At 58.4% G+C, this 19,996-nt stretch carries 20 protein-coding genes; 19 read left to right on the top strand and 1 reads right to left on the bottom strand.

Annotated features, from left to right (window positions below):
* Window positions 1–214 precede the first annotated feature (214 nt).
* From GGD50_RS13710 to ehuA, 19 genes are all read left to right on the top strand, one after another.
* A complete protein-coding gene (locus tag GGD50_RS13710) occupies window positions 215–421 on the top strand; it encodes a KTSC domain-containing protein (protein WP_183937764.1) in 207 nt (68 codons plus the stop codon).
* Between the two features lie 527 nt (window positions 422–948).
* Window positions 949–2,619, top strand: coding sequence for a putative bifunctional diguanylate cyclase/phosphodiesterase (locus tag GGD50_RS13715; RefSeq protein ID WP_183937766.1), 1,671 nt, complete (start codon window positions 949–951; stop codon window positions 2,617–2,619).
* Window positions 2,620–2,822: 203 nt separating this feature from the next.
* Entirely contained in the window at window positions 2,823–3,344 is a 522-nt protein-coding gene (locus GGD50_RS13720) for a ubiquinone biosynthesis methyltransferase UbiE (protein ID WP_246451187.1), read from the top strand.
* Window positions 3,341–4,519: a class I SAM-dependent methyltransferase gene (locus tag GGD50_RS13725; RefSeq protein ID WP_183937768.1), complete on the top strand. Its 1,179-nt coding sequence runs from the start codon at window positions 3,341–3,343 to the stop codon at window positions 4,517–4,519. The genes GGD50_RS13720 and GGD50_RS13725 overlap by 4 nt, the downstream gene beginning before the upstream one ends.
* The gene (locus GGD50_RS13730; protein WP_183937770.1) at window positions 4,516–6,876 is read left to right on the top strand and encodes a SpoIIE family protein phosphatase; all 2,361 of its coding nucleotides are present in this window, start codon (window positions 4,516–4,518) and stop codon (window positions 6,874–6,876) included. Before GGD50_RS13725 ends, GGD50_RS13730 begins: the two co-directional genes overlap by 4 nt.
* Before the next feature lie 4 nt (window positions 6,877–6,880).
* Window positions 6,881–7,450 carry a slr1658 superfamily regulator gene (locus GGD50_RS13735; RefSeq protein WP_183937772.1) on the top strand — a complete coding sequence of 190 codons (570 nt, stop codon included), beginning with the start codon at window positions 6,881–6,883 and terminating at the stop codon, window positions 7,448–7,450.
* A gap of 9 nt (window positions 7,451–7,459) precedes the next feature.
* On the top strand, window positions 7,460–7,798 hold the full coding sequence (locus GGD50_RS13740; RefSeq protein WP_183937774.1) for a slr1659 superfamily regulator: 339 nt from the start codon (window positions 7,460–7,462) through the stop codon (window positions 7,796–7,798).
* A gap of 322 nt (window positions 7,799–8,120) precedes the next feature.
* On the top strand, window positions 8,121–8,825 hold the full coding sequence (locus tag GGD50_RS13745; protein ID WP_183937776.1) for an EAL domain-containing protein: 705 nt from the start codon (window positions 8,121–8,123) through the stop codon (window positions 8,823–8,825).
* Window positions 8,826–9,025: 200 nt separating this feature from the next.
* Entirely contained in the window at window positions 9,026–9,763 is a 738-nt protein-coding gene (gene minC, locus GGD50_RS13750; RefSeq protein WP_183937778.1) for a septum site-determining protein MinC, read from the top strand.
* Between the two features lie 32 nt (window positions 9,764–9,795).
* The gene (minD, locus tag GGD50_RS13755; RefSeq protein WP_183937780.1) at window positions 9,796–10,611 is read left to right on the top strand and encodes a septum site-determining protein MinD; all 816 of its coding nucleotides are present in this window, start codon (window positions 9,796–9,798) and stop codon (window positions 10,609–10,611) included.
* Window positions 10,608–10,868 carry a cell division topological specificity factor MinE gene (gene minE / locus GGD50_RS13760; protein WP_028750328.1) on the top strand — a complete coding sequence of 87 codons (261 nt, stop codon included), beginning with the start codon at window positions 10,608–10,610 and terminating at the stop codon, window positions 10,866–10,868. Before minD ends, minE begins: the two co-directional genes overlap by 4 nt.
* Window positions 10,869–11,124: 256 nt before the next feature.
* On the top strand, window positions 11,125–12,108 hold the full coding sequence (eutB, locus tag GGD50_RS13765; protein WP_246451189.1) for a hydroxyectoine utilization dehydratase EutB: 984 nt from the start codon (window positions 11,125–11,127) through the stop codon (window positions 12,106–12,108).
* A complete protein-coding gene (eutC, locus tag GGD50_RS13770; protein WP_183937782.1) occupies window positions 12,108–13,124 on the top strand; it encodes an ectoine utilization protein EutC in 1,017 nt (338 codons plus the stop codon). The genes eutB and eutC overlap by 1 nt, the downstream gene beginning before the upstream one ends.
* Window positions 13,121–14,299 (top strand): ectoine hydrolase DoeA, encoded by a 1,179-nt coding sequence (doeA, locus tag GGD50_RS13775; RefSeq protein ID WP_183937784.1) that lies wholly within the window; start codon window positions 13,121–13,123, stop codon window positions 14,297–14,299. Before eutC ends, doeA begins: the two co-directional genes overlap by 4 nt.
* A 17-nt stretch (window positions 14,300–14,316) precedes the next feature.
* Window positions 14,317–15,327, top strand: a complete 1,011-nt coding sequence (gene doeB / locus GGD50_RS13780; protein ID WP_414124156.1) for a N(2)-acetyl-L-2,4-diaminobutanoate deacetylase DoeB — start codon at window positions 14,317–14,319, stop codon at window positions 15,325–15,327.
* Window positions 15,328–15,430: 103 nt separating this feature from the next.
* A complete protein-coding gene (ehuB, locus tag GGD50_RS13785) occupies window positions 15,431–16,288 on the top strand; it encodes an ectoine/hydroxyectoine ABC transporter substrate-binding protein EhuB (protein WP_183937787.1) in 858 nt (285 codons plus the stop codon).
* Between the two features lie 93 nt (window positions 16,289–16,381).
* The gene (gene ehuC, locus GGD50_RS13790; RefSeq protein WP_183937789.1) at window positions 16,382–17,047 is read left to right on the top strand and encodes an ectoine/hydroxyectoine ABC transporter permease subunit EhuC; all 666 of its coding nucleotides are present in this window, start codon (window positions 16,382–16,384) and stop codon (window positions 17,045–17,047) included.
* A complete protein-coding gene (ehuD, locus tag GGD50_RS13795) occupies window positions 17,044–17,736 on the top strand; it encodes an ectoine/hydroxyectoine ABC transporter permease subunit EhuD (protein ID WP_183937791.1) in 693 nt (230 codons plus the stop codon). Before ehuC ends, ehuD begins: the two co-directional genes overlap by 4 nt.
* Entirely contained in the window at window positions 17,733–18,497 is a 765-nt protein-coding gene (gene ehuA, locus GGD50_RS13800) for an ectoine/hydroxyectoine ABC transporter ATP-binding protein EhuA (protein ID WP_183937792.1), read from the top strand. Before ehuD ends, ehuA begins: the two co-directional genes overlap by 4 nt.
* A 43-nt stretch (window positions 18,498–18,540) precedes the next feature.
* On the opposite strand, the gene ehuR is transcribed toward ehuA, so the two are convergent.
* Window positions 18,541–19,971, bottom strand: a complete 1,431-nt coding sequence (gene ehuR / locus GGD50_RS13805; RefSeq protein WP_183937794.1) for a MocR-like ectoine utilization transcription factor EhuR — start codon at window positions 19,969–19,971, stop codon at window positions 18,541–18,543.
* Between the last annotated feature and the right edge of the window lie 25 nt (window positions 19,972–19,996).

Raw genomic sequence — 19,996 nt, forward strand, 5'->3', positions numbered from 1 at the left:
TGCCATGCAAATCTCCAGATAACCCTGGAAACCTTCTCGCACACGCGGCAAGCCTCAAAATACAGCCAATTCAATGGGGCGGAGACGGCGCTTACGCTTAAGTAGCCTCAAATCGGATAAAATATTGTGTCGAAGGGCTACGCTTCCTTAACTAGGTCACTTCATTCGATATTGTGATTTTCATGGCACAACCAGCTCAAAGGCGAGGTGACCTATGAAAGAACTCTCAGTTTCATCGAAAATTATTGAGTCTGTCTTTTTTAATCCGGACGACGGCCGTCTCTATATTCGTTTCAAGAACGGCGAAGAGCGTCTATTCACAGGCGTTCCGGAAGAGGCCGCCTTGGCTATGGTCGCAGCGTCCTCCCCCGGCCAGCACTATATCGAGCATATCCGTACCCGCTTCGAGCGTGTTGCTTAAAAGAATTCCAGCAAGCCGCGCCGCGGCTCCGTCCGGAATCGCGAGGCAACAATTAACTGGAGCGATTCTGAGATTTCGTGAAAAGCCGAAGCAGGCGCGGCGTTTAAAGGCGTGTTGTGGGGCCGCAGCCATGCGGCCTAATCTTCCTTGTTCAGGATCCCGCGAATACTGCGTTATTTCACGCCAAAGGCGGAAAACACGTCACTCTTGGACAGGTATAACCCATGCCTGTCTCAGTGCTCACGCGCAATCTTTGATTGAACATTTGACAGGGCTCACTTCATTAGCATAATGTAAATGAGTGCCTGGAAGAGTGTTCCCGCGGATGGGGGCGCTGTCTGGGAGCAATCGCGTGTGGGGGCTTAAGTTCGGCAATTATTTAATCATTTATGCGTAATATTCGAAACACAACCATTTGGTACTTGTGAAGAGCAGGTGTCTGTATTCGGTCCGTTAAATCCTAAGACGACAGGAGATTGAAAGCGATTACGAAGCCTGAAAGTTCCCAGGACAGGACGGAGACCGGAATGGCAGCCAGTAGCGTCATTAAATTTGACATACCTTTGCCGGCTAGCAGCGCACCTGACGTGCTTTTTTCGTTTTATGACTGCGACTTGAATCTCATTATGTCGTCTGAGAGATTCAGGGCGTTCTACGGCGACGAGAGGACCTCGCAGGCCACGCTTTTCGGAATATATCCGGAGCTGGACGATCCGAGCATGAATATGTTCGCTGAGCAGGCGGGCAATACCGGATGGCTGCGGAATGTGCAGTTCCAAAGACCGGGCGAAGCGCTATGCGATCTGATCATATTCCGACCGGCCAACGGCTTTGCGGTTATTGAAACGAGGAACCCACTTCGGCAGGAGCCGTCGCCGGATGAAGCAGATCGGGCGCTCCTGCTGCATGAAGCCAATCATGATGCCTTGACCGGGCTGCCGAACCGGCGGCAGTTCGCCGCCCGGCTGCGTGACGCTCTGTCAGGCGGAAAGAACGGTATCGCGCTGATGCAGTTGGACCTCGACGAGTTCAAGCCGATCAACGATACGCTGGGTCATGCCGCGGGCGATATCGTCCTGCAGCAAACGGCCGAGCGCATACGTAATGTCCTGGGAGCTGGAGAAACCGCGTACCGTCTGGCGGGCGACGAGTTTGCCGTCATTCAGCTTCGGAATGACCAGCCGGCGGAAGCTGAGCGGCTCGCGGATTCGTTGGTGAACGCTTTCAAAAAACCATTTCTGGTGAATGGTATCGCGGTGTTTTCAGGCGCAAGTATCGGCGTAGCGCTTGCCCCGCGTGATGGCAACGAGGAAGACCAGCTCATGCGTGCCGCCGATATCGCTCTTTACGCCGCAAAAAGTGAGGGAAGAGGCCGCGCGCGAACATTCGAGCCGGCCATGATGATGGTGCTGGAACAGCGGGAGTTGCTGAGGCGAAGCCTGCGCGTGGCGCTACAGCACGGTGAATTTTTTATCGAATATCAGCCACTAATGGATTGTTCCGGTTCCGTCGCGGGCTTCGAGGCGTTGTTGCGGTGGCATCACCCGATGATGGGTATCATTCCACCCTCGGCCTTTATCCCGATGGCAGAAGCCGATGGAATGATGCCGGAAATCGGCCAATGGGTCTTGGAAGAAGCCTGCCGCCAGGCAATGAATTGGCCGTCGCACTGTATGGTCGCGGTCAATCTCTCGCCCGCCGAATTCTTGACCGGAGGCTTTACCGACCGGGTATCGCAGACACTCGATACGATCGGATTTCCGGCTGAGCGCCTTGAACTCGAAATCACTGAAGGTGTTTTGCTCGAGCGCACGATCAACAATCTCGATACGCTGAATACCCTCAACGTCCTCGGCATTCAGATCTCGCTCGATGATTTCGGTACCGAGTATTCGTCCCTCAGTTATCTGAAGAACTTTCCCTTCGACTCCATCAAGATCGACAAGTACTTCATAAAAGATCTGACCAACGACCCTAAGAGCCAGACGATCGTCCGCTTTATCGTCGCTTTGGCGCACGGACTGGGAATGAAGGTCACCGCCGAAGGTGTGGAGGACCAAGCTCAAGCCGCCTGGCTCACCGCTGCCGGCTGCGATCGTTTGCAGGGCTACTTTCTAGGTCGGCCTCTGCCTGCGTCCGACGTCCTGGATTTCCTCCGGCGCAACGATACGGCAAATTGGCAAAGTCACGAAAAATAGGCGATGGAAAATTGGAGGAACAGTTGGGACCTGTTCCGTGAGCATTCGTGAACATGGGAATATCTGCTCTCTGAAAGCGGATGAGATGCTCCAGCACAGTTCCGGGAAAAGCGGTTTTCCGCCCGGGATTGTGAGAACAAATGACAGAGCGGTTCTGTGCATCCATGCGAATCTAACCGCTCCAGATGATAAGGGGATTGGCGTTGAGCGAGCAAAGCGGAGGCCGCACTACATTACCATTTCATCCGATGCTGGAGCTGGAAATGGAAATGGACGTTTTCATGTCCGACTGGCTCCATTGCAATCAGCTTTCAAACTACGTTGCGCGCATGGTGAGCCATGATCGAAGCGATCCGGTTCGGCACGCCAATTTGCTTTCCTCCGCACTGAACGAGCTTTTTGAAATCTCGTTTCGCTCCGGCCGCGCCTCCGGGCGACTTCACTGCAATGTCTCCCGGGGGGATGGCGCGGAGCGGATTGCCCTGACCTTTCCCTGTGCTCCCGCGCAACAGCACCTGTATCGCGACGCAACCGCAAGAGCGTCGAAAGCCGGTGCCTTGCAACGATATCTCGACGCACTCGCCGATGAAAGTTCGGTCTCGGAAGAGGACGTCATTCTGCTCGGCTTGGCGATCAACTACGACGCATCGCTGTCGCTGCAACAGGTGGAGGATCGAGCCCTTACAGTGGTGTTGGACATTCCAGTGGAGGGGTTACTGAATTGAGTTCGCACGAACCGGTTCCGCTGTTTTCGGCTCAGTTCGACCTGAACAGCCAGGAGTTTTCGCTTTCAGGCGTTCTGCGGCCGATATCGCCTGTCGAGATCGCCGAAACGACCGCCCTGCTTGAAAAGAGCATCAACCAAGTCAGAGGCGTTCTCTACATCAATGTCAAACGTCTCATTCATATGAATGCGACGGCGTATCACGCCTTGGCGCGGTTATTGGTCAATGCGAGCCGTAGACGCGGGGACATTCGCTTTGTCGTCGTGACGTCCAGTGTCGTTGGTTGGGCGACAAGGACGTTCCGTCATCTCAGTGCCATCGAACCGAAGATTGCCGTCGAGGCGTATGATGCCGCCTTTTATCCGGGCCAGACCTTTGTCGAAGACCAGAGCTTCATTCCCATCCTGCGGACACAGACAAAAATGACCTGGCGCCACGAACGCGAGATATTGCCGCGTCACGGCATGAGCGCCGGTATCACATTGGCTGACATCTGCTGCGGGATCGGTGATTTCGCCGTATTGGCTTACAAGGAATTCAAACCGGCGAGGATCGTGGCGCTGGATCATTCGGTGGGTAGTCTCGAATACGCCCGCAGGGTCGCTGCCGATTTCGACATCCGCGATATCGAATATACCTTCGGCGACGCATCAGAGATGTTGCTCGAAGATAATCAGTTCGACTTGGTGACCTGCCGCCATTCGCTGCAAATCTTCAATCGGCCCGATATATTGCTGAGGGAACTCTACCGCATCTGCAAGCCGGGCGGCCGCGTATACATAACCAACGAAAAAAACTCTCATTGTCTTGGCGAACCACGAGCGGCAAGCATACAGTGGACCTACAACGAGGTGGCGACGCTGTTCGCCCATTTCGACATGGATGTCGAATTAGGCCCTAAAAGCCGCCGGCTGCTAACGGATGCGGGTTTCGAGGATATCGAGGTGGAAAATTTCATGGTGTCTAACCTCGACGGCGATCCGCAGGATTTTGCCGATGTCATCGCCGCCTGGGAAGATGTCTACGCCGGCGAAATGTCGGTTCGCCGGGGCGATACGCCGGAGTTCATCCAGCGTTTCCGTCAAGGCTTCCAGGATCACATCTTCGCCGCCCTTCATCCGAAGGGTTATGCCGGCTGGCCTATCTGGGCTGCCTCTGGGCGGAAGCCGTTATGAGCAGAAAAATTGGCCGATTTTTCATTCCCGGCATCCGGTCGTTTCGCGCGAAATTTGTCCTCGTGGTTGGCGGGGCCGTCCTTTTCGACCTTCTCGTCAGCGGCGGGTTGGCATTGTGGAACGTGCAACGATTGTCGCGCGACGCCACGTCCGAAGTGGGCCAGGGCCTTGAGAGCGCGAGCCAGGATTATATCAGGTCCTATGCGGACTCGACGGCCGCCCGCGTCGGGCTGCTTCTCAATCAAGTGCATTCCGACGTCAAAACGCTCGCCGGTGTTCTCCAGTCGCAGATAGATCATCCCGACCGAAACAATGCGATCGCCGAGGCGCTGGCGCGTTCCGAACCCGGCGCCAACAACCTCACCTACGATCCAAAAGGCCGGTGGGCCCAGAACCTTCCGGGTTCGACATCCGTCATCAGCGTTTGGGGCTATCTGCTCGACAAAAATCACCAGCCGCTGCCTGATGTGCAAAAAGACATAGAGACCAGCACCGTTGTCGATCTTGTCGCGCCGAACCTGCTGAAGAGCGGCTACCCCAAGCTGCAGATGTATTACATCGGCCCCAAGGACCGCCCGATTTTCAGGACAGTGCCGTATACCGACCAGGCACAGACCTTTGATCGCCTCTATCCGGGTCACAACGACGCCAATTTCTGGGATTTCTTCTTTCCTGGCCTCTACGAATCCTGGCAGCAATGGGGCCGCGAACCGGCTTCGCGCCCTGTCGCGGACGACATCACGCAAACGGCACCCTACACGGACGCGATTACGGGCAAGCTGATCGTCAGCTTCTTCAATCCTCTCTGGTCTCCCGACCGCAAGGACGTTGCTGGCATTGCCGGGGCCGATATCACCTTGGACCAACTGGCCGGAATCGTCGAAAGCGTGAAGGTTGCCGATACCGGCTTCGGCTTCCTGACGATGTCGAATGGCAATGTGGTTGCCATCAATCATGCAGGCGAAAAAATCATTGGCCTGCGCGCGTCGAGCGACACAGGCGACAAGGGTGTGACCGGCGTTGACCGCTCATTCCACAACAGCACACAAAAGGCGATGGCAACGCTCCCCTTGGATCGCGATGGCGTCATTCAGCATATTATGCTGGACGAACAAGGGGAGAAGATCCCGTATCTGGTTGTCGTCAAACAGATAGCGCCGACGAATCTTTGGGTTTCCGGGCCGGTTCAAAAGGAAGCAATGTCGCTCGGTATCGTGGTGCCGGAGCGGGAGATTTACGCTTCCCTTTTTGCGGCGCAGGACGAAATATCGCGGGCGACAAACCGCATCCTTATCTATCAGGTCCTTGCGATCTCCATATCGCTGATGATCGTCATCGCGGCGGTGTTCGCGGTTTCCAAGCGTATTACCAGCGGTATCAGCGCGCTTGCAGGTGCTGCGCGGCGTATTCAGGCGAAGGATTATTCGGTCAGGGTCGATATCCGCTCGCGCGACGAGGTGGGCCAGGCCGGCGTTGCATTCAACCGCATGGCGGAGGAGATAAGCTTCCACACGGAAAACCTTGAATTGCTTGTGGACGAAAGAACGAAGGAAATCGAGGAGGCGAAAGAGGAAATCTCGGCGCTGAACACGCAGTTGAAGAGCGAGAATGTTCGGCTGGGCGCAGAGCTGGCCGTCGCTCAGCGGATACAGCTCATGGTCTTGCCGCGCCAAAACGAACTTGCCGCCATCGAACATCTGGAGATCGCCGCGTTCATGCGTCCCGCCGATGAGGTCGGTGGTGATTACTATGACATTCTGCAGGACGGAAAGCGGCTGAAGATCGGGATAGGGGACGTCACCGGCCATGGGCTTGAAAGCGGCGTGCTCATGCTGATGGTTCAGTCTGTCGCGCGTGCCTTGCAGGAGGCCGGGGAGACCGATCCGACGAAGTTCCTGAACGATCTCAACCGCACGATATACAAGAACATCGAACGCACGAAGACCGACAAACATCTGACCCTTGCCTTTCTCGATTATGATGGCGAGCACTTGACGCTCTCCGGCCAGCACGAGGATCTGATTGTCGTGAGACAAGGCGGCGAGGTTGAGCGAATAGAAACCTCCGATCTGGGACTTCCCGTGGGGCTCGATTCAGACATTTCCGAATTTGTCGACACGCGAGATGTGGCGTTTAAAAGCGGCGATATCATCGTTCTGCATACCGATGGAGTGACCGAAGCAGAGAACCGAGACGGCGAATTGTATGGAATTGAGCGGCTTTGTGAATCAGCTCGCCATCTTTATGGCGGCACGGCTCAGGACGTCATGAACGGTATCTTGGAAAACCTCATGACTTATATTGGGTCGCAAAAGATTCACGATGACATAACTCTGGTTGTAATGAGGCATAGGTGATAACATGGCGACGGTCGTGTTTGGGCTCGCAGATCTTGTAGGAGAGAGCAGTGGGGACAGCGCCACTTTTCTCCGATTGCTTGACGGACCGCTCGCTTTGAGCTGGTCCCATTGTTCGATGACATCCGATTTTATCGCTGAGATAACGGCTTTGCGTTACAGGAGCTTACGTCAGGTCTATCATCAGGTGCGCCATGACATTGGTTACGTCGCCAACGAACTTATTGAAAATGCCGTGAAGTTTCGTGTATCCGGGGAAATCGGTATTTCGGCTTCGATAAAGGGGGAACGGTTTCGCATGAGGGTCTCGAATTTTATCGACAACGAAAATGCGCAGCGTTTTCAGCATCTGCTTGCACAGATAACCAATGATAACCCCTCGGACCTCCTCATTCGGCAAATCGAGAAGAACGCGGCGTTGACGTTCGGCACCGAGTCCGGCCTCGGCCTGCTGACGCTGATGAGTGACTATGAAGCTGACTTGGCGTGGACTTTTGATGCGAAACGGCCTGATGGTCCAACTCATCTGCAGACATATGCCTCTTTACCAATCCCTTCCGTCCAAAATGGCTGAGCTTTGACCATGGAAATCAGAGGAGAGGCATTTCGGGTTTGGACTGAGGGACATGTCGTGTTCTTCGACGGTTCCATGCGTTTGGCAGGATCTGAGGCCTATGCTCCGATCTTCCAATTGGCTATGGATTTGCTCGAGAAAAACCCTGAGCGGCTGACGCTCGATCTGACGGGGCTTCAGTTTCTGAACTCGTCGGGCATAAACCTGCTTGCGAAACTGACCATAGAGGCCCGCAAACGCGCCGACGTGCAGATGACGGTGCGCGGTTCCAAACAGATTTCATGGCAGCTAAAATCATTGCCGAATTTGAAGAAGCTTTATCGCGAGCTCGATCTGCGTCTGAGCTAATTTCGCGATGTCTGGCGCGTTCGATTCGGCCCTAGAAGGCCGAATCGTGTAAGCTTTTGATGGCGGATCGCTTGTCGGCAGGGGATTGGTGCCACCTTTCGATGCAAAAGGGTGGTTGCATAAAATCTCGCAGTGATTGAGGATTTGACACCATTAGTCGTCCCGATGTACTTATAAGTTACTAACATACGAAATTCAATTTATCCGACAGCGCCGGTCGGTTGTAGGTTTCCGCATCAGGACGTAGGCCCCACGGCTTGGCGGTTTTGCTCGCAATCGAGATCAATGACTGAGAATTGCATCGCTGGAGGTGTTTCTCACTATGTCCAAGGCTGTTTCCGATCGCGGACTGAGTTTTGCCGCACAAAAGGTCAGCCAAATCGATGTTCCGGACAAGGTGCTCTATTGGGAGTGTTTTGCGCGGATCGTGGACGCTCGCGGCGTTGTGCACAGCGCAAGCGCCTTTGCACCTTATCTCGAATCCTCCATGGCCTCCTTCGATCTCGATGAGCGCATGCTGGATCTCATCCTGTCGCATTTGGCCAGAGATCCAAACCTTGTTCTCGGATGCAACATTTCCGCGGCGAATCTCGCCGCCCCTCATCATTGGAAACAGATTTGTCGGCAGATCGATCGTCATTCCGAACTTGCGCCGCGGCTCGTCCTTGAGATTACGGAGACCTACCCTTTGGTGGCTGAAGGCGTCGGCAGGCTGTCGACAGTTCGCTCACTCGGCTGCAGGGTAGCTATCGACAACTTCGGAGCGGGTATGGCTACGCCTGCACGACTGCTGACGGTCCCGGCCGATATCATCAAGATCGACGCTTCGCTGGTGCGCAATGTGCGGACTTCTCGGAAGGGACAGAGCAGCCTGCATTATCTTGTCGGATTTGCGTCCTGCGTTGCCCCGATCATCGTTGCCGAAGGCATCGAAACGAAAGAGCACCTGGATGCCGCCCGCGACTCGGGGGCGACTCACGTGCAGGGTTTTCTGTTCGGAAAGCCGGCCTCTTTATCGACTCAGTGACCCTGATCCGAAAGCCATTCGTCGAGTTTTTCTCCTTGTGCGTGCCCAATCCGGGCGGCTTTAAAGCTGAGGTAGGGCCGGCTTAGTCGCGCACCCAAAAAACGGCAGCAGATCAATGCAATAGAGGGCGCGTTCCGGGTCGCGTTAACCTTTTGTTAACCATGCCAGCGCTAGACATGATCAACGAAAAATTTACACAGATGACCAAAGTGCTAACAGACGCTCGCTCGATCCGTATCAAAGGCCGTTCCTTCCTGGCCGTCATGCTTTCCCCGGATCTTCCCATCGATGAATGGTTGATCCGGCTGGACGATCTCGCCGCGCGCTCGGCGGGGTTCTTTTTGGGGCGGCCGGTCGTGCTCGACCTGACGGACCTGCCGATTGACCGGTCGCAGTTGAAAGAGCTGCTCACGGAGCTCACCCAGCGCAATGTGAGCATCATGGGTATCGAGGGTGCGCGTCCTTCAATCCTGGGGCAGGGCATGCCTCCTGCGCTCAAGGGCGGTCGGCCGGTTTCCGATATCGAGGTTCCGGTAAGCGAAACCCCGGTGAAGGAACCTGAAGTCGATGTGCGCAGCCGGCCGGCGGCTCCTGAGGTCAGGCCGGCCATGCAATCCATCGTCATCAGGGAGCCGGTGCGTTCGGGGCAATCGGTGATCTTCCCCGAAGGCGATGTCACCGTTATCGGATCGGTCGCTTCGGGTGCGGAGATTATCGCCGGCGGTTCGGTGCACATCTACGGCAGCTTGCGCGGCCGAGCCATGGCAGGGTCGGTCGGAAACGCATCGGCGCGCATTTTCTGCCGAAAGCTCGAGGCCGAGCTGGTGGCGATCGACGGTATTTACAAAATGGCGGAAGACATGGCCCCCAACCTTCGCGGACAGGCTGTTCAGCTCTGGCTCGAAGGCGATGCGATCATGGCAGAGAAACTTATCTGAGCCGGCAGCCGGCCACGACAGAGGAGAGCAAGATGGGGAAAGTCATCGTAGTCACGTCAGGTAAGGGCGGGGTTGGCAAGACGACCTCGACCGCCGCGCTCGGAGCGGCCCTGGCACAGAGAAACGATAAGGTCGTCGTCGTCGATTTTGATGTCGGGCTGCGGAATCTCGACCTGGTCATGGGGGCGGAGCGAAGGGTCGTTTACGATCTGATCAATGTCATCCATGGTGACGCCAAGCTCCCCCAGGCGCTGATCCGTGACAAGCGGTTGGATACGCTGTTCCTGCTGCCGGCCTCGCAAACCCGCGACAAGGACAACTTGACGGCGGAAGGTGTCGAGCGGGTCATCAACGAGTTGAAGCAGCACTTCGATTGGATCATCTGCGACAGCCCCGCAGGGATCGAGCGTGGCGCTACTCTCGCCATGCGCCACGCGGATATGGCGGTGGTCGTCACCAATCCCGAAGTCTCGTCGGTGCGCGATTCGGACCGCATCATCGGCCTGCTGGACGCCAAGACGGCCAAGGCCGAGCGCGGTGAGCGGATCGAAAAGCACCTGCTCCTCACCCGCTATGACGCAACCCGCGCCGAGCGAGGCGACATGCTCAAGGTCGACGACGTTCTGGAGATCCTGTCCATTCCGCTCCTCGGCATCATTCCGGAAAGCACGGATGTTCTGCGGGCGTCCAATATCGGCGCCCCTGTCACACTGGCCGATAGCCGCTGTGCACCCGCGATGGCTTATTTCGATGCCGCGCGCCGGCTTACCGGTGAGGTTCTACCGATCACGATTCCCGGCGAAAAGCGGAACTTTTTCGGTAAGATATTCGGACGGAGGGCGGCATGAACATTTTTCGTCTTTTCGGCAAACAAAGAACCGCACCGGCGGCCCGGGAGCGCTTGCAGGTGCTTCTCGCCCACGAACGGTCGTCGGCGGGCTCGGATCTAGTATCGCTGCTGCGGGAGGAAATCCTCGGCGTGATCGCAAAGCATGTTCAGCTCGACGGCGATAAGGTGCAGGTCAAGATGGATTGCAACGAACACGTTTCGACCCTGGAAATCGACGTCGAAATCCCGCTGCACGCTGTCGTTCAGGCTGCGTGACGAGAGCGGAAGCTACCCGCACGGCGAGCTTAGGGGGTCTGGAACGCGGATAAGATACCATCCGCGTTCCCCGATAGAATGGGCCACATAGCGCCACGAACAGGTGCTGTGTGGCCTCTAAAATTGTAATGAAACAATAATCAGATTGACATGATCTTATGTCTCTTTCACGCTGATGTCATGAACATCGGCTGCGAAAGAGATATGAAATCGTGCTGACATTTGTCATGGCATTTCCAGAGCGACGGACCGCGCGATGACCGCGATGGTGACGTTGCCCGATATCGAAGAGGCAAGGCGGCGCATTGCCGGACACGTTGTCAGCACGCCTTTGCTGCGCTCACAGGCGCTCTCCCGCCAATCCGGCGCGCCCATATTCCTTAAGCTGGAAAACCACCAGAAGACCGGCAGTTTCAAACTTCGCGGAGCCACGAATGCGATCCTCTGCCTGAGCGAGGACGCACGTTCGCGCGGGTTGGCAACCGCTTCCACGGGCAATCACGGCAGAGCGGTCGCACATGCCGCCAGGACATTGGGCGCGCGGGCGACCATCTGCCTGTCGGGGCTTGTTCCTGCCAACAAAGTCGAGGCGATCCGCAGCCTCGGGGCGGAAATCCGCATTGTCGGCCGCTCACAGGATGATGCCATGCGCGAGGTCGAGCGTCTGGTAAGCGAAGAGGGCATGAGCTTTGTGCCGCCCTTCGACGATGCCGGCGTGATCGCTGGCCAGGGAACTATCGGCCTTGAGATCGCGGACAGCATGCCGGATGTGACGCTTGTGCTGGTGCCTCTGTCAGGCGGTGGACTTGCATCGGGCGTCGCCGCCGCGATCAAAGGCAGGCGGCTGCAGGCCCGGGTAATCGGCATATCGATGGAGCGGGGAGCGGCGATGGCAGCTAGCATTGCCGCCGGCGCGCCGCTTGACGTCCAGGAGGTTGAAACTCTGGCGGATTCGTTAGGCGGCGGCATCGGGCTCGACAATCGCCTGACCTTCGCGATGTGCCGCGACCTTCTCGATAATGTGATCCTGCTCAGTGAAAGCGAGATAGCGGAAGGCATCCGCCATGCGGCACTCGTCGAAGGCGAGATCGTCGAGGGAGCGGGTGCAGTCGGTATCGCGGCGCTGCTTGCCGGCAAGATCAGACCGGATGGCCCGACGGCGATCGTCGTCTCCGGCGGCAACATCGATCCGGCACTCCATAGCCAAATCGTCAACGATATCAAATCGGGGGTGGCGTGATGGCGCGCGTACTTGTGCTGACGGAAAGTGATTTGCGCACAATCGTGCAGCTCGATGCCGACGCGGTCGATTGCGTTGAACAAGCTTTCGCGGCCTTGGCGACCAAGGCCGTGGAGATGCCGCCGATCATGCGGCTGGATATCCCCGCCCATCGCGGCGAAGTAGACGTCAAGACGGCCTATGTGCCGGATTTCGACAGTTTCGCGATCAAAGTTAGCCCCGGCTTTTTCAACAATCCATCGCTAGGCCTGCCCAGCACCAACGGATTGATGATGCTGCTGTCGGCGCATACCGGACTGGTCGAGGCGCTTCTGCTCGACAATGGCTATCTGACGGATGTGCGGACGGCCGCCGCAGGCGCCGTTGCCGCTAAACATCTGGCCCGGCCGGATGCCCGGGTCGCCGCGATCCTTGGGGCAGGCATGCAGACGCGCTTGCAGCTCCGCGCATTGACTTTGGTAAGGCCGATCGAGGCCGCCCGTATCTGGGCACGCGATACGGAAAAGGCGAAACGGATTGCCAATGAGCTTACCGCCGAACTCGGTTTTCCGGTTTCGGCTGAGGCCGACGCCGAACGGGCTTGCCGCGGCGCCGACATTATCGTCACCACCACACCGGCGGACATGCCGATCCTTGACGCTGCCTGGCTGGAGCCGGGCCAGCATGTCACCGCCATGGGCTCGGATGCCGAGCACAAGAACGAGATCGATCCGGCGGCGATCCTGCGTGCCGCCCCCTATGTCGCCGATAGCCTGAAGCAGACCCGCCGGCTCGGAGAACTGCATCATGCCATCGCCGCAGGACTGGTCAGAGAAGATGCGGTCTTCCCCGAGCTGGGCGCCATCATCTGCGGCCAGGCGGTCGGCCGTCAGTCAAACCAGGCGATCACCCTTTGCGATCTGACCGGCACCGGCGTGCAGGACACGGCCATTGCCACGCTTGCCCACCGCCGCGCCATCGCTGCCGGTGCGGGACAAGCCATTGAAACGACAAAAGCATCAGGAGATCCAGCGTGAGCGAACCCACCCTCAATTTCACCCGCTCCGAATATGCCGATCGGCTCGCCAAGACGCGGCGCGCCATGGAGAAGGCTGGTGTCGATCTCGTCATCGTGACCGACCCGTCCAATATGCATTGGCTGACGGGCTATGACGGCTGGTCCTTCTATGTGCATCAATGCGTGCTGGTGCCGGGTTCCGGCGAACCGATCTGGTACGGACGCGGCCAGGATGGCAATGGCGCCAAACGCACGGCCTATCTCAGCCACGACAACATCATCGGCTATCCCGATCACTATGTGCAGTCGACCGAGCGCCATCCGATGGATCTGCTCTCCAAGGTCATCGAAGAGCGCGGCTGGGCCAAGGCCTCGATCGCCGTCGAAATGGACAATTACTGGTTCACCGCCGCGGCCTATGCTTCCTTGGTCAAGCATCTGCCGAATGCCCGCTTCAAGGACGCCCAGGGGCTGGTGAACTGGCAGCGCGCCGTCAAGAGCCCGACCGAGCTCGACTACATGCGCAAGGCCGGCCGCATCGTCGAGACCATGCACAAGCGGATCGTCGAAAAGGTCGAGCCGGGCATTCGCAAATCCGATCTCGTCGCCGAAATCTACGATGCCGGCATCCGTGGCGCTGATGGCTTTGGTGGCGACTATGCCGCCATCGTTCCCTTGCTGCCGTCGGGCGCCGATGCCTCCGCGCCGCATCTGACCTGGGACGATAAGCCCATGAGAAGCGGTGAGGGGACCTTCTTCGAGATTGCCGGGTGCTATCGCCGCTATCATTGCCCCCTGTCGCGAACCGTCTTCCTCGGCAAGCCGACCCAAGCCTTTCTGGATGCCGAGAAGGCGACGCTCGAAGGTATGGAGGCTGGTCTTGCCGCCGCCAAGCCCGGCAATGCCTGCGAGGATATCGCCAACGCCTTCTTCGCGGTCCTGAAGAAATACGGGATCGTCAAGGACAACCGCACCGGCTATCCGATCGGCCTGTCCTATCCGCCGGATTGGGGCGAACGGACCATGAGCCTGCGTCCCGGCGACCGCACGGAACTGCAGCCCGGCATGACCTTCCATTTCATGACGGGCCTGTGGCTGGAAGACATGGGGATGGAGATCACGGAAAGCATCGTGATCACGGAGACCGGTGTCGAGTGCCTCTCCAACGTACCCCGCAAACTCGTCGTGAAATGATCCCCGAGATGAACGGCATGACGACGATCACACGCCCATCACCCATAACGCCGACCGTCGATTTCGATCGGGATGGAGTCCAGCACGGTCATCTGCGCCTGCCCTGGTCGCGCGACGATTCCGCCTGGGGCTCGATCATGATCCCGATCTGCGTCGTCAAGAACGGCGATGGCCCGACGGCGCTTTTGACCGGCGCCAACCACGGCGATGAATATGAAGGCCCGGTCGCGCTCTACGATCTCGCCCGGACTCTGAAGGTCGACGAGATCAAGGGGAGGGTGATCATCGTCCCGGCGATGAATTATCCCGCCTTTCAGGCGGGTACCCGCACCTCTCCGGTCGACAAGGGCAATCTCAATCGCAGTTTCCCCGGTCGGCCCGACGGCAGCATGACGGAAAAGATCGCCGATTATTTCACCCGACACCTGCTGCCGCTGGCAGATATCGTGCTCGACTTCCATTCCGGCGGCCGGACTCTCGATTTCCTGCCTTATGCCGCAGCCCATGCGCTGCCGGACAAACGGCAGGAGAAGGCCTGTTTCGATGCGGTTGCCACGTTTTCTGCGCCCTATTCCATGCGGATGATCGAGATCGATGCCGTCGGCATGTACGACACGACCGCCGAGGAGCTGGGCAAGGTTTTTGTGACGACCGAGCTTTCAGGGGGCGGAACCATATCGGCTCGTACGGCTTCCATTGCCAAGCGCGGCGTTCTGAACGTCTTGAAGCAGGCCGGCATCGTTGCCGGCGCGCCGGAAATGGAGCCAACGCAGTGGCTCGATATGCCGTCCTCCGATTGCTTCGTCTTTGCCGAAGCGGACGGGCTTTTCGAACCCGTGAAGGATCTTGGCGACATGGTTGTGGCCGGAGAGATCATCGCCCGTGTGCACTCGATCGGCCGTACCGGGTCCGTGCCCTTTGAACATCGGGCGGCTCTCGACGGTATCCTTGCCGCTCGTCATTTCCCCGGCCTCATCAAGACCGGAGATTGTCTGGCCGTCGTCGCAACGCTGACGGACGGCACCTGAATTGCCGCGTCGCGACAAGGCGGCGCGGATTGAACCCCCATCACGGCAAAGATCCGGAAAACCGGACAGCCGATGACGGTATCCAACCACAGAGGAGTGAACCATGAGATCGAATTTTTACCGCAGCCTCGCCGCCATGAGCCTGACCCTCGGCCTGGCCGTCTCCGCCCATGCCGCCAGCCTCGAGCAGGTCAAGAAAGACGGCTATATCCGCGGCGCCAGCGCCAATGAGGTTCCCTACAGCTACATGGATGAGAGCGGAGCGGCCAAGGGCATCGGTCCGGATGTCGCCGCGGCCGTGCTGAAGTCGATGGGCGTGAAGGAGGTCGATTGGACCGTCACGCCATTCGGATCACTTATTCCCGGCCTGAAGGCCAAGCGCTTCGATTTCGTTGCCGCCGAGCAGAACATCCTGCCGGAGCGCTGCAAGCAGGTGCAATTCACGACGCCAAATTCAAGTTATGGCGAAGGCTTGCTGGTGCCGAAGGGCAATCCGAAGAAGCTGCATTCCTATGAAGACATCAAGAAGGATCCGTCTCTCAAGGTTGCGATTGTATCCGGTGCCGATCAGCTCGACTTTTTCCATGGCCTCGGCATTCCGGACTCTCAGATCGTCATGATCCAGGCCAATGCCGATGCGCTCTCGACCATCCAGACCGGCCGTGCTGATGCCTATGCAGCAACGGAGCTGACGGTCGCCAAACTGGTCCAGGGCGGCACGAATGTCGAGCAGGCAGCGCCCTTCACCGATCCGGTCATCGAAGGCAAATCGGTCAGAAGCTATGGCGGCTTCGATTTCCGTCCTGAGGACAAGGATCTCTACAAGGCGTTCAACACCGCTCTCACCGACTTCAAGAAGACGGATGACTACAAGAAAATCCTGATGTCTTACGGACTTAGCGCCGAAAGCGTCGAGGCTGCGCGAACCAAGAACACGGAAGACCTGTGCGCGGGCAAGTGAGGCTGACGACAACGAGATCGGCTTGGTCTTTGCCCACGGGCGACGGCCGGGCCGATCGGCCCCTTACATCTTGCGGACGGAGGTGACCCGGATATGAGCTGGATGCACTATCTTCCGGCACTGCTGAAAGGCGCAGAGGTGACGGCCATTATCGCCGTCGCATCGATGTTGCTCGGCGCACTCTTTGCCTTCGCGGCCGGCCTTGCAAGGTTCGCCGGCGGACGCCTGCTGTCGTGGATTGCGCTGGTTTACATAGAAATATTCCGGGGCACATCGCTCCTGGTCCAGCTCTTCTGGCTCTACTATGCGCTGCCGCTGATCGGTATCTCCTTCGATCCTATCACGACGGGTATCGCTGGGCTGGCGCTGAACATCGGGGCCTACGGCGCCGAGGTGGTGCGCGGCGCGCTGCAGTCGGTTCCGGACACGCAGCATGAGGCGGCGCGTGCCCTGAACTTCGGGCAGGGGCAGACGCTGTTCCATATCGTCCTGCCCCAAGCCGTGGTGGAGATGATGCCGCCATTCGGTAATCTTGCCGTCCAGAACCTAAAGGACACGGCGCTGGTGTCGCTGATCTCGATCAGCGATCTGACCTTTCAGGCGCAGCAACTGCGCAACATCACCTTGGACAGCGTCAGGATCTATTCGCTGACGCTGATGGGATACTTCATCATGGCGCTTATCCTTGTTGTCTTCATGCGCTGGCTTGAGACGATCCTTCGTCGCGGCCCCGCCTTTCCGGGGAGTGCGCCGGCATGATGTATGGCTTCACCTGGGATACGTCCTCGACGCTCTCCTTCGCGCTGTCGATCCTGCCGATCCTCGGTATCGGATTGATCGTGACGCTGGAGGCGGCGGCGGCCGGATTTGCGATCGCCCTGATCCTCGGCCTGGTGTTCGCGCTGTTGCGGCGCAGCCGCTTCGTGGCGATTTCCTGGCCGACAGCGCTCGTCATCGAATTCCTGCGCGACACGCCGCTGCTCGTCCAGCTCTTCTTCCTCTATTACGTCCTGCCGATTTACGGGATCGTCCTGCCGGCCTTCCTAACGGGAGCGCTGGCGCTCGGCCTGCAATATTCGGCCTACACATCGGAGGTCTATCGCGGCGGCCTGGACGCTGTGCCGCGCGGTCAATGGGAAGCGGCGACGGCGCTTAATCTGGGGCGCGGCATCACCTATCGCGACATCATCATCCCGCAGGCGATCCCGCGCATCATCCCGGCCATGGGCAATTATCTCGTCTCCATGCTCAAGGAGACGCCGGTTCTATCCGTCGTCACCGTGGTCGACATGCTGAATCTGGCCAACCTCATCGGTGATCGGACCTTCGAATATCTGGTGCCGCTGTCTCTCGTCGGCCTGATCTTTCTCATCCTCACGCTCGTCTGCTCGGCGGCCATTCATTGGCTCGAAAAGACACTGCCGAAAAACGGAATTGCTTTGAGATGACCGAATCCCTGATCCGCTTTCACGACGTCACCAAGCGCTATGGCAATTTCACCGTGCTCGATAACTTCTGTTTCGATGTCGCCCCCGGCGAGAAGGTGACGTTGATCGGCCCCTCCGGCTCGGGCAAATCGACGGTGCTGCGTATCCTGATGACGCTCGAACCCTTCCAGGAAGGCACATTGCAGCTTGCCGGCATGTCCTACCATCAGGAGAATGGCAGGGGACGGTTCCGCGCCAGCGAGGCGCATTTGCGCCAGATCCGCACGCATGTCGGCATGGTGTTCCAGAGCTTCAATCTGTTTCCGCACATGACCGTGCTGCGCAACATCGTCGAGGCGCCGACGCGCGTACTCGGATTGGGTCGGGCGGAAGCTGAGTGCCGTGCCGTCGATCTCTTGCGTATGGTCGGTCTTTCCGAGAAGAAAGATCACTATCCGAGCCAGCTTTCCGGCGGCCAGCAGCAGCGTGTCGCAATAGCCCGCGCGCTTGCCATGCGCCCGCGCGTCCTGCTGTTCGACGAGCCGACTTCTGCACTCGATCCGCAGCTTGTCGGCGAAGTGCTCGGCGTTATCCGCGATCTCGCCCATGAGCACGATTTGACGATGTTGCTGGTGACCCATGAAATGCGGTTCGCGCGCGAAGTATCCGATCGTGTCTGCTTCTTCGACAAGGGTCGGATCTGCGAAGAAGGCAAGCCCGAACAGATTTTCAGCACCCCGAAGGAGGATCGCACCAAGGAGTTTTTGCGCTCTGTTCTGTGACTGAAAAGGAACCTGATACCGGCCATCCGGTATCGAGCTTGTTTTAAGCGATCGATCCTACGTCGAAAATCGGCGGCAATTGCTCGAAGGCGCCGCGGACCGTTTCCAGCGCAGAGCGAAGAGCGGAGTGTGACAGGCGACCGCCAAGGCAGATGCGAATTCCGCCGCCCGGCCGTTCCCCGCCGGCGACGAATGGATCTGATGGTGTGACCGCGACACCTTTGCGAGCGAGTACGCGGACAAGTCCGTCCTCCGTCCAGCGCTCGGGCACCGAGAGCCATGCGCAGAGCGACAGGGGATGGCTGCCGGCGACGAAGGGACCCATCACGTCGGACACGATCGCCTGCCTGGCCTCAGCCTCCGTTCTCTGAACGGCAATCAGCGCGTCGGCGGTGCCATCCAGAACCCAGCGCGAGGCCATTTCCGCGACGACATTGGTGGCGCTCCATCCGGTGACGCGCAGGATCGACGCGACACGGATGGAATAGTTCGCCGGAACGACGAGATAGCCGATACGCAAGCCCGTCATCACCGATTTCGTAAAGCTCGTGACGAAGAAGCCGAGTTCCGGCAACAGGTCTGGCATGGAGGGAAGGGGATCGCGCAGCAGCGGCTTATAGACCTCGTCCTCGATGACGAAGATGCCGTGCCGACGGGCGATATCGGCGATGGCGCGGCGGCGCTCCGCGCCCATGACATGGCTGGTCGGGTTGCTGAGCGACGGAATGATGACCAGGGCCGACACATCGCCGACCGCGCAGGCATTCTCGAAGGCGTCCGGCAAGATGCCTTCGCGATCGGTCGGAAGACCGCGGAGCGTAAAGCCGAGCACATTGGCGAGGCCGATAATGCCGTGATCGGTGAGGTTTTCGGTCAGAACAACCTCGCCGGGCCGAACCACCGAGGCGACGGCCAGGAAAAGGCCATGGGCAGCGCCATTCGTGATCACAATGCGATCTGGATCGGCATTGACGGACAAACGCGCCAGCCAAGCCTGCGCTGTGGCGCGGTGGGCATCGAGGCCTGCGATCGGCCGGCATGGCCGCATGAAACTGCTGTTGTCGCTTTCGGCGAGAGCGTGCATCAGTTCACGCGCCGATCGCTCGTGCGCTTCAGTGTAGACGGCCCGGATGATCGAAAGATCGGCGCTGCCGCTCGGATCGCGGTCGAGCATGAAGCTGTCGGCGCGTTCTGTAACGCGGCTACGGACGAAGGTGCCGCGACCTACTTCACCGCGCAGATAGCCACGCCGCTCCGCCTCCTTGTAGCTGATGCTCACGGTCTGAACCGAAATCCCCAGCGCGTGAGCGAGATCGCGATGTGTTGGCATGCGCGTATGGACCGGCAGAATGCCCTCATCGATATCGGAAATGATCTTGTCGGTGAGCAGCTTGTGCTTGGTCACGCCCTTGCGGTGCTGAAGGACGGGTTTCCAGACATCGTTGTGCTGGCCTTTTGAATCATGACGAAGCATGGATTGATCCGGTACAATTGCAGGA

This window comes from Martinezella paranaensis (assembly GCF_014200235.1).
Classification (GTDB): Bacteria; Pseudomonadota; Alphaproteobacteria; order Rhizobiales; family Rhizobiaceae; genus Rhizobium; species Rhizobium paranaense.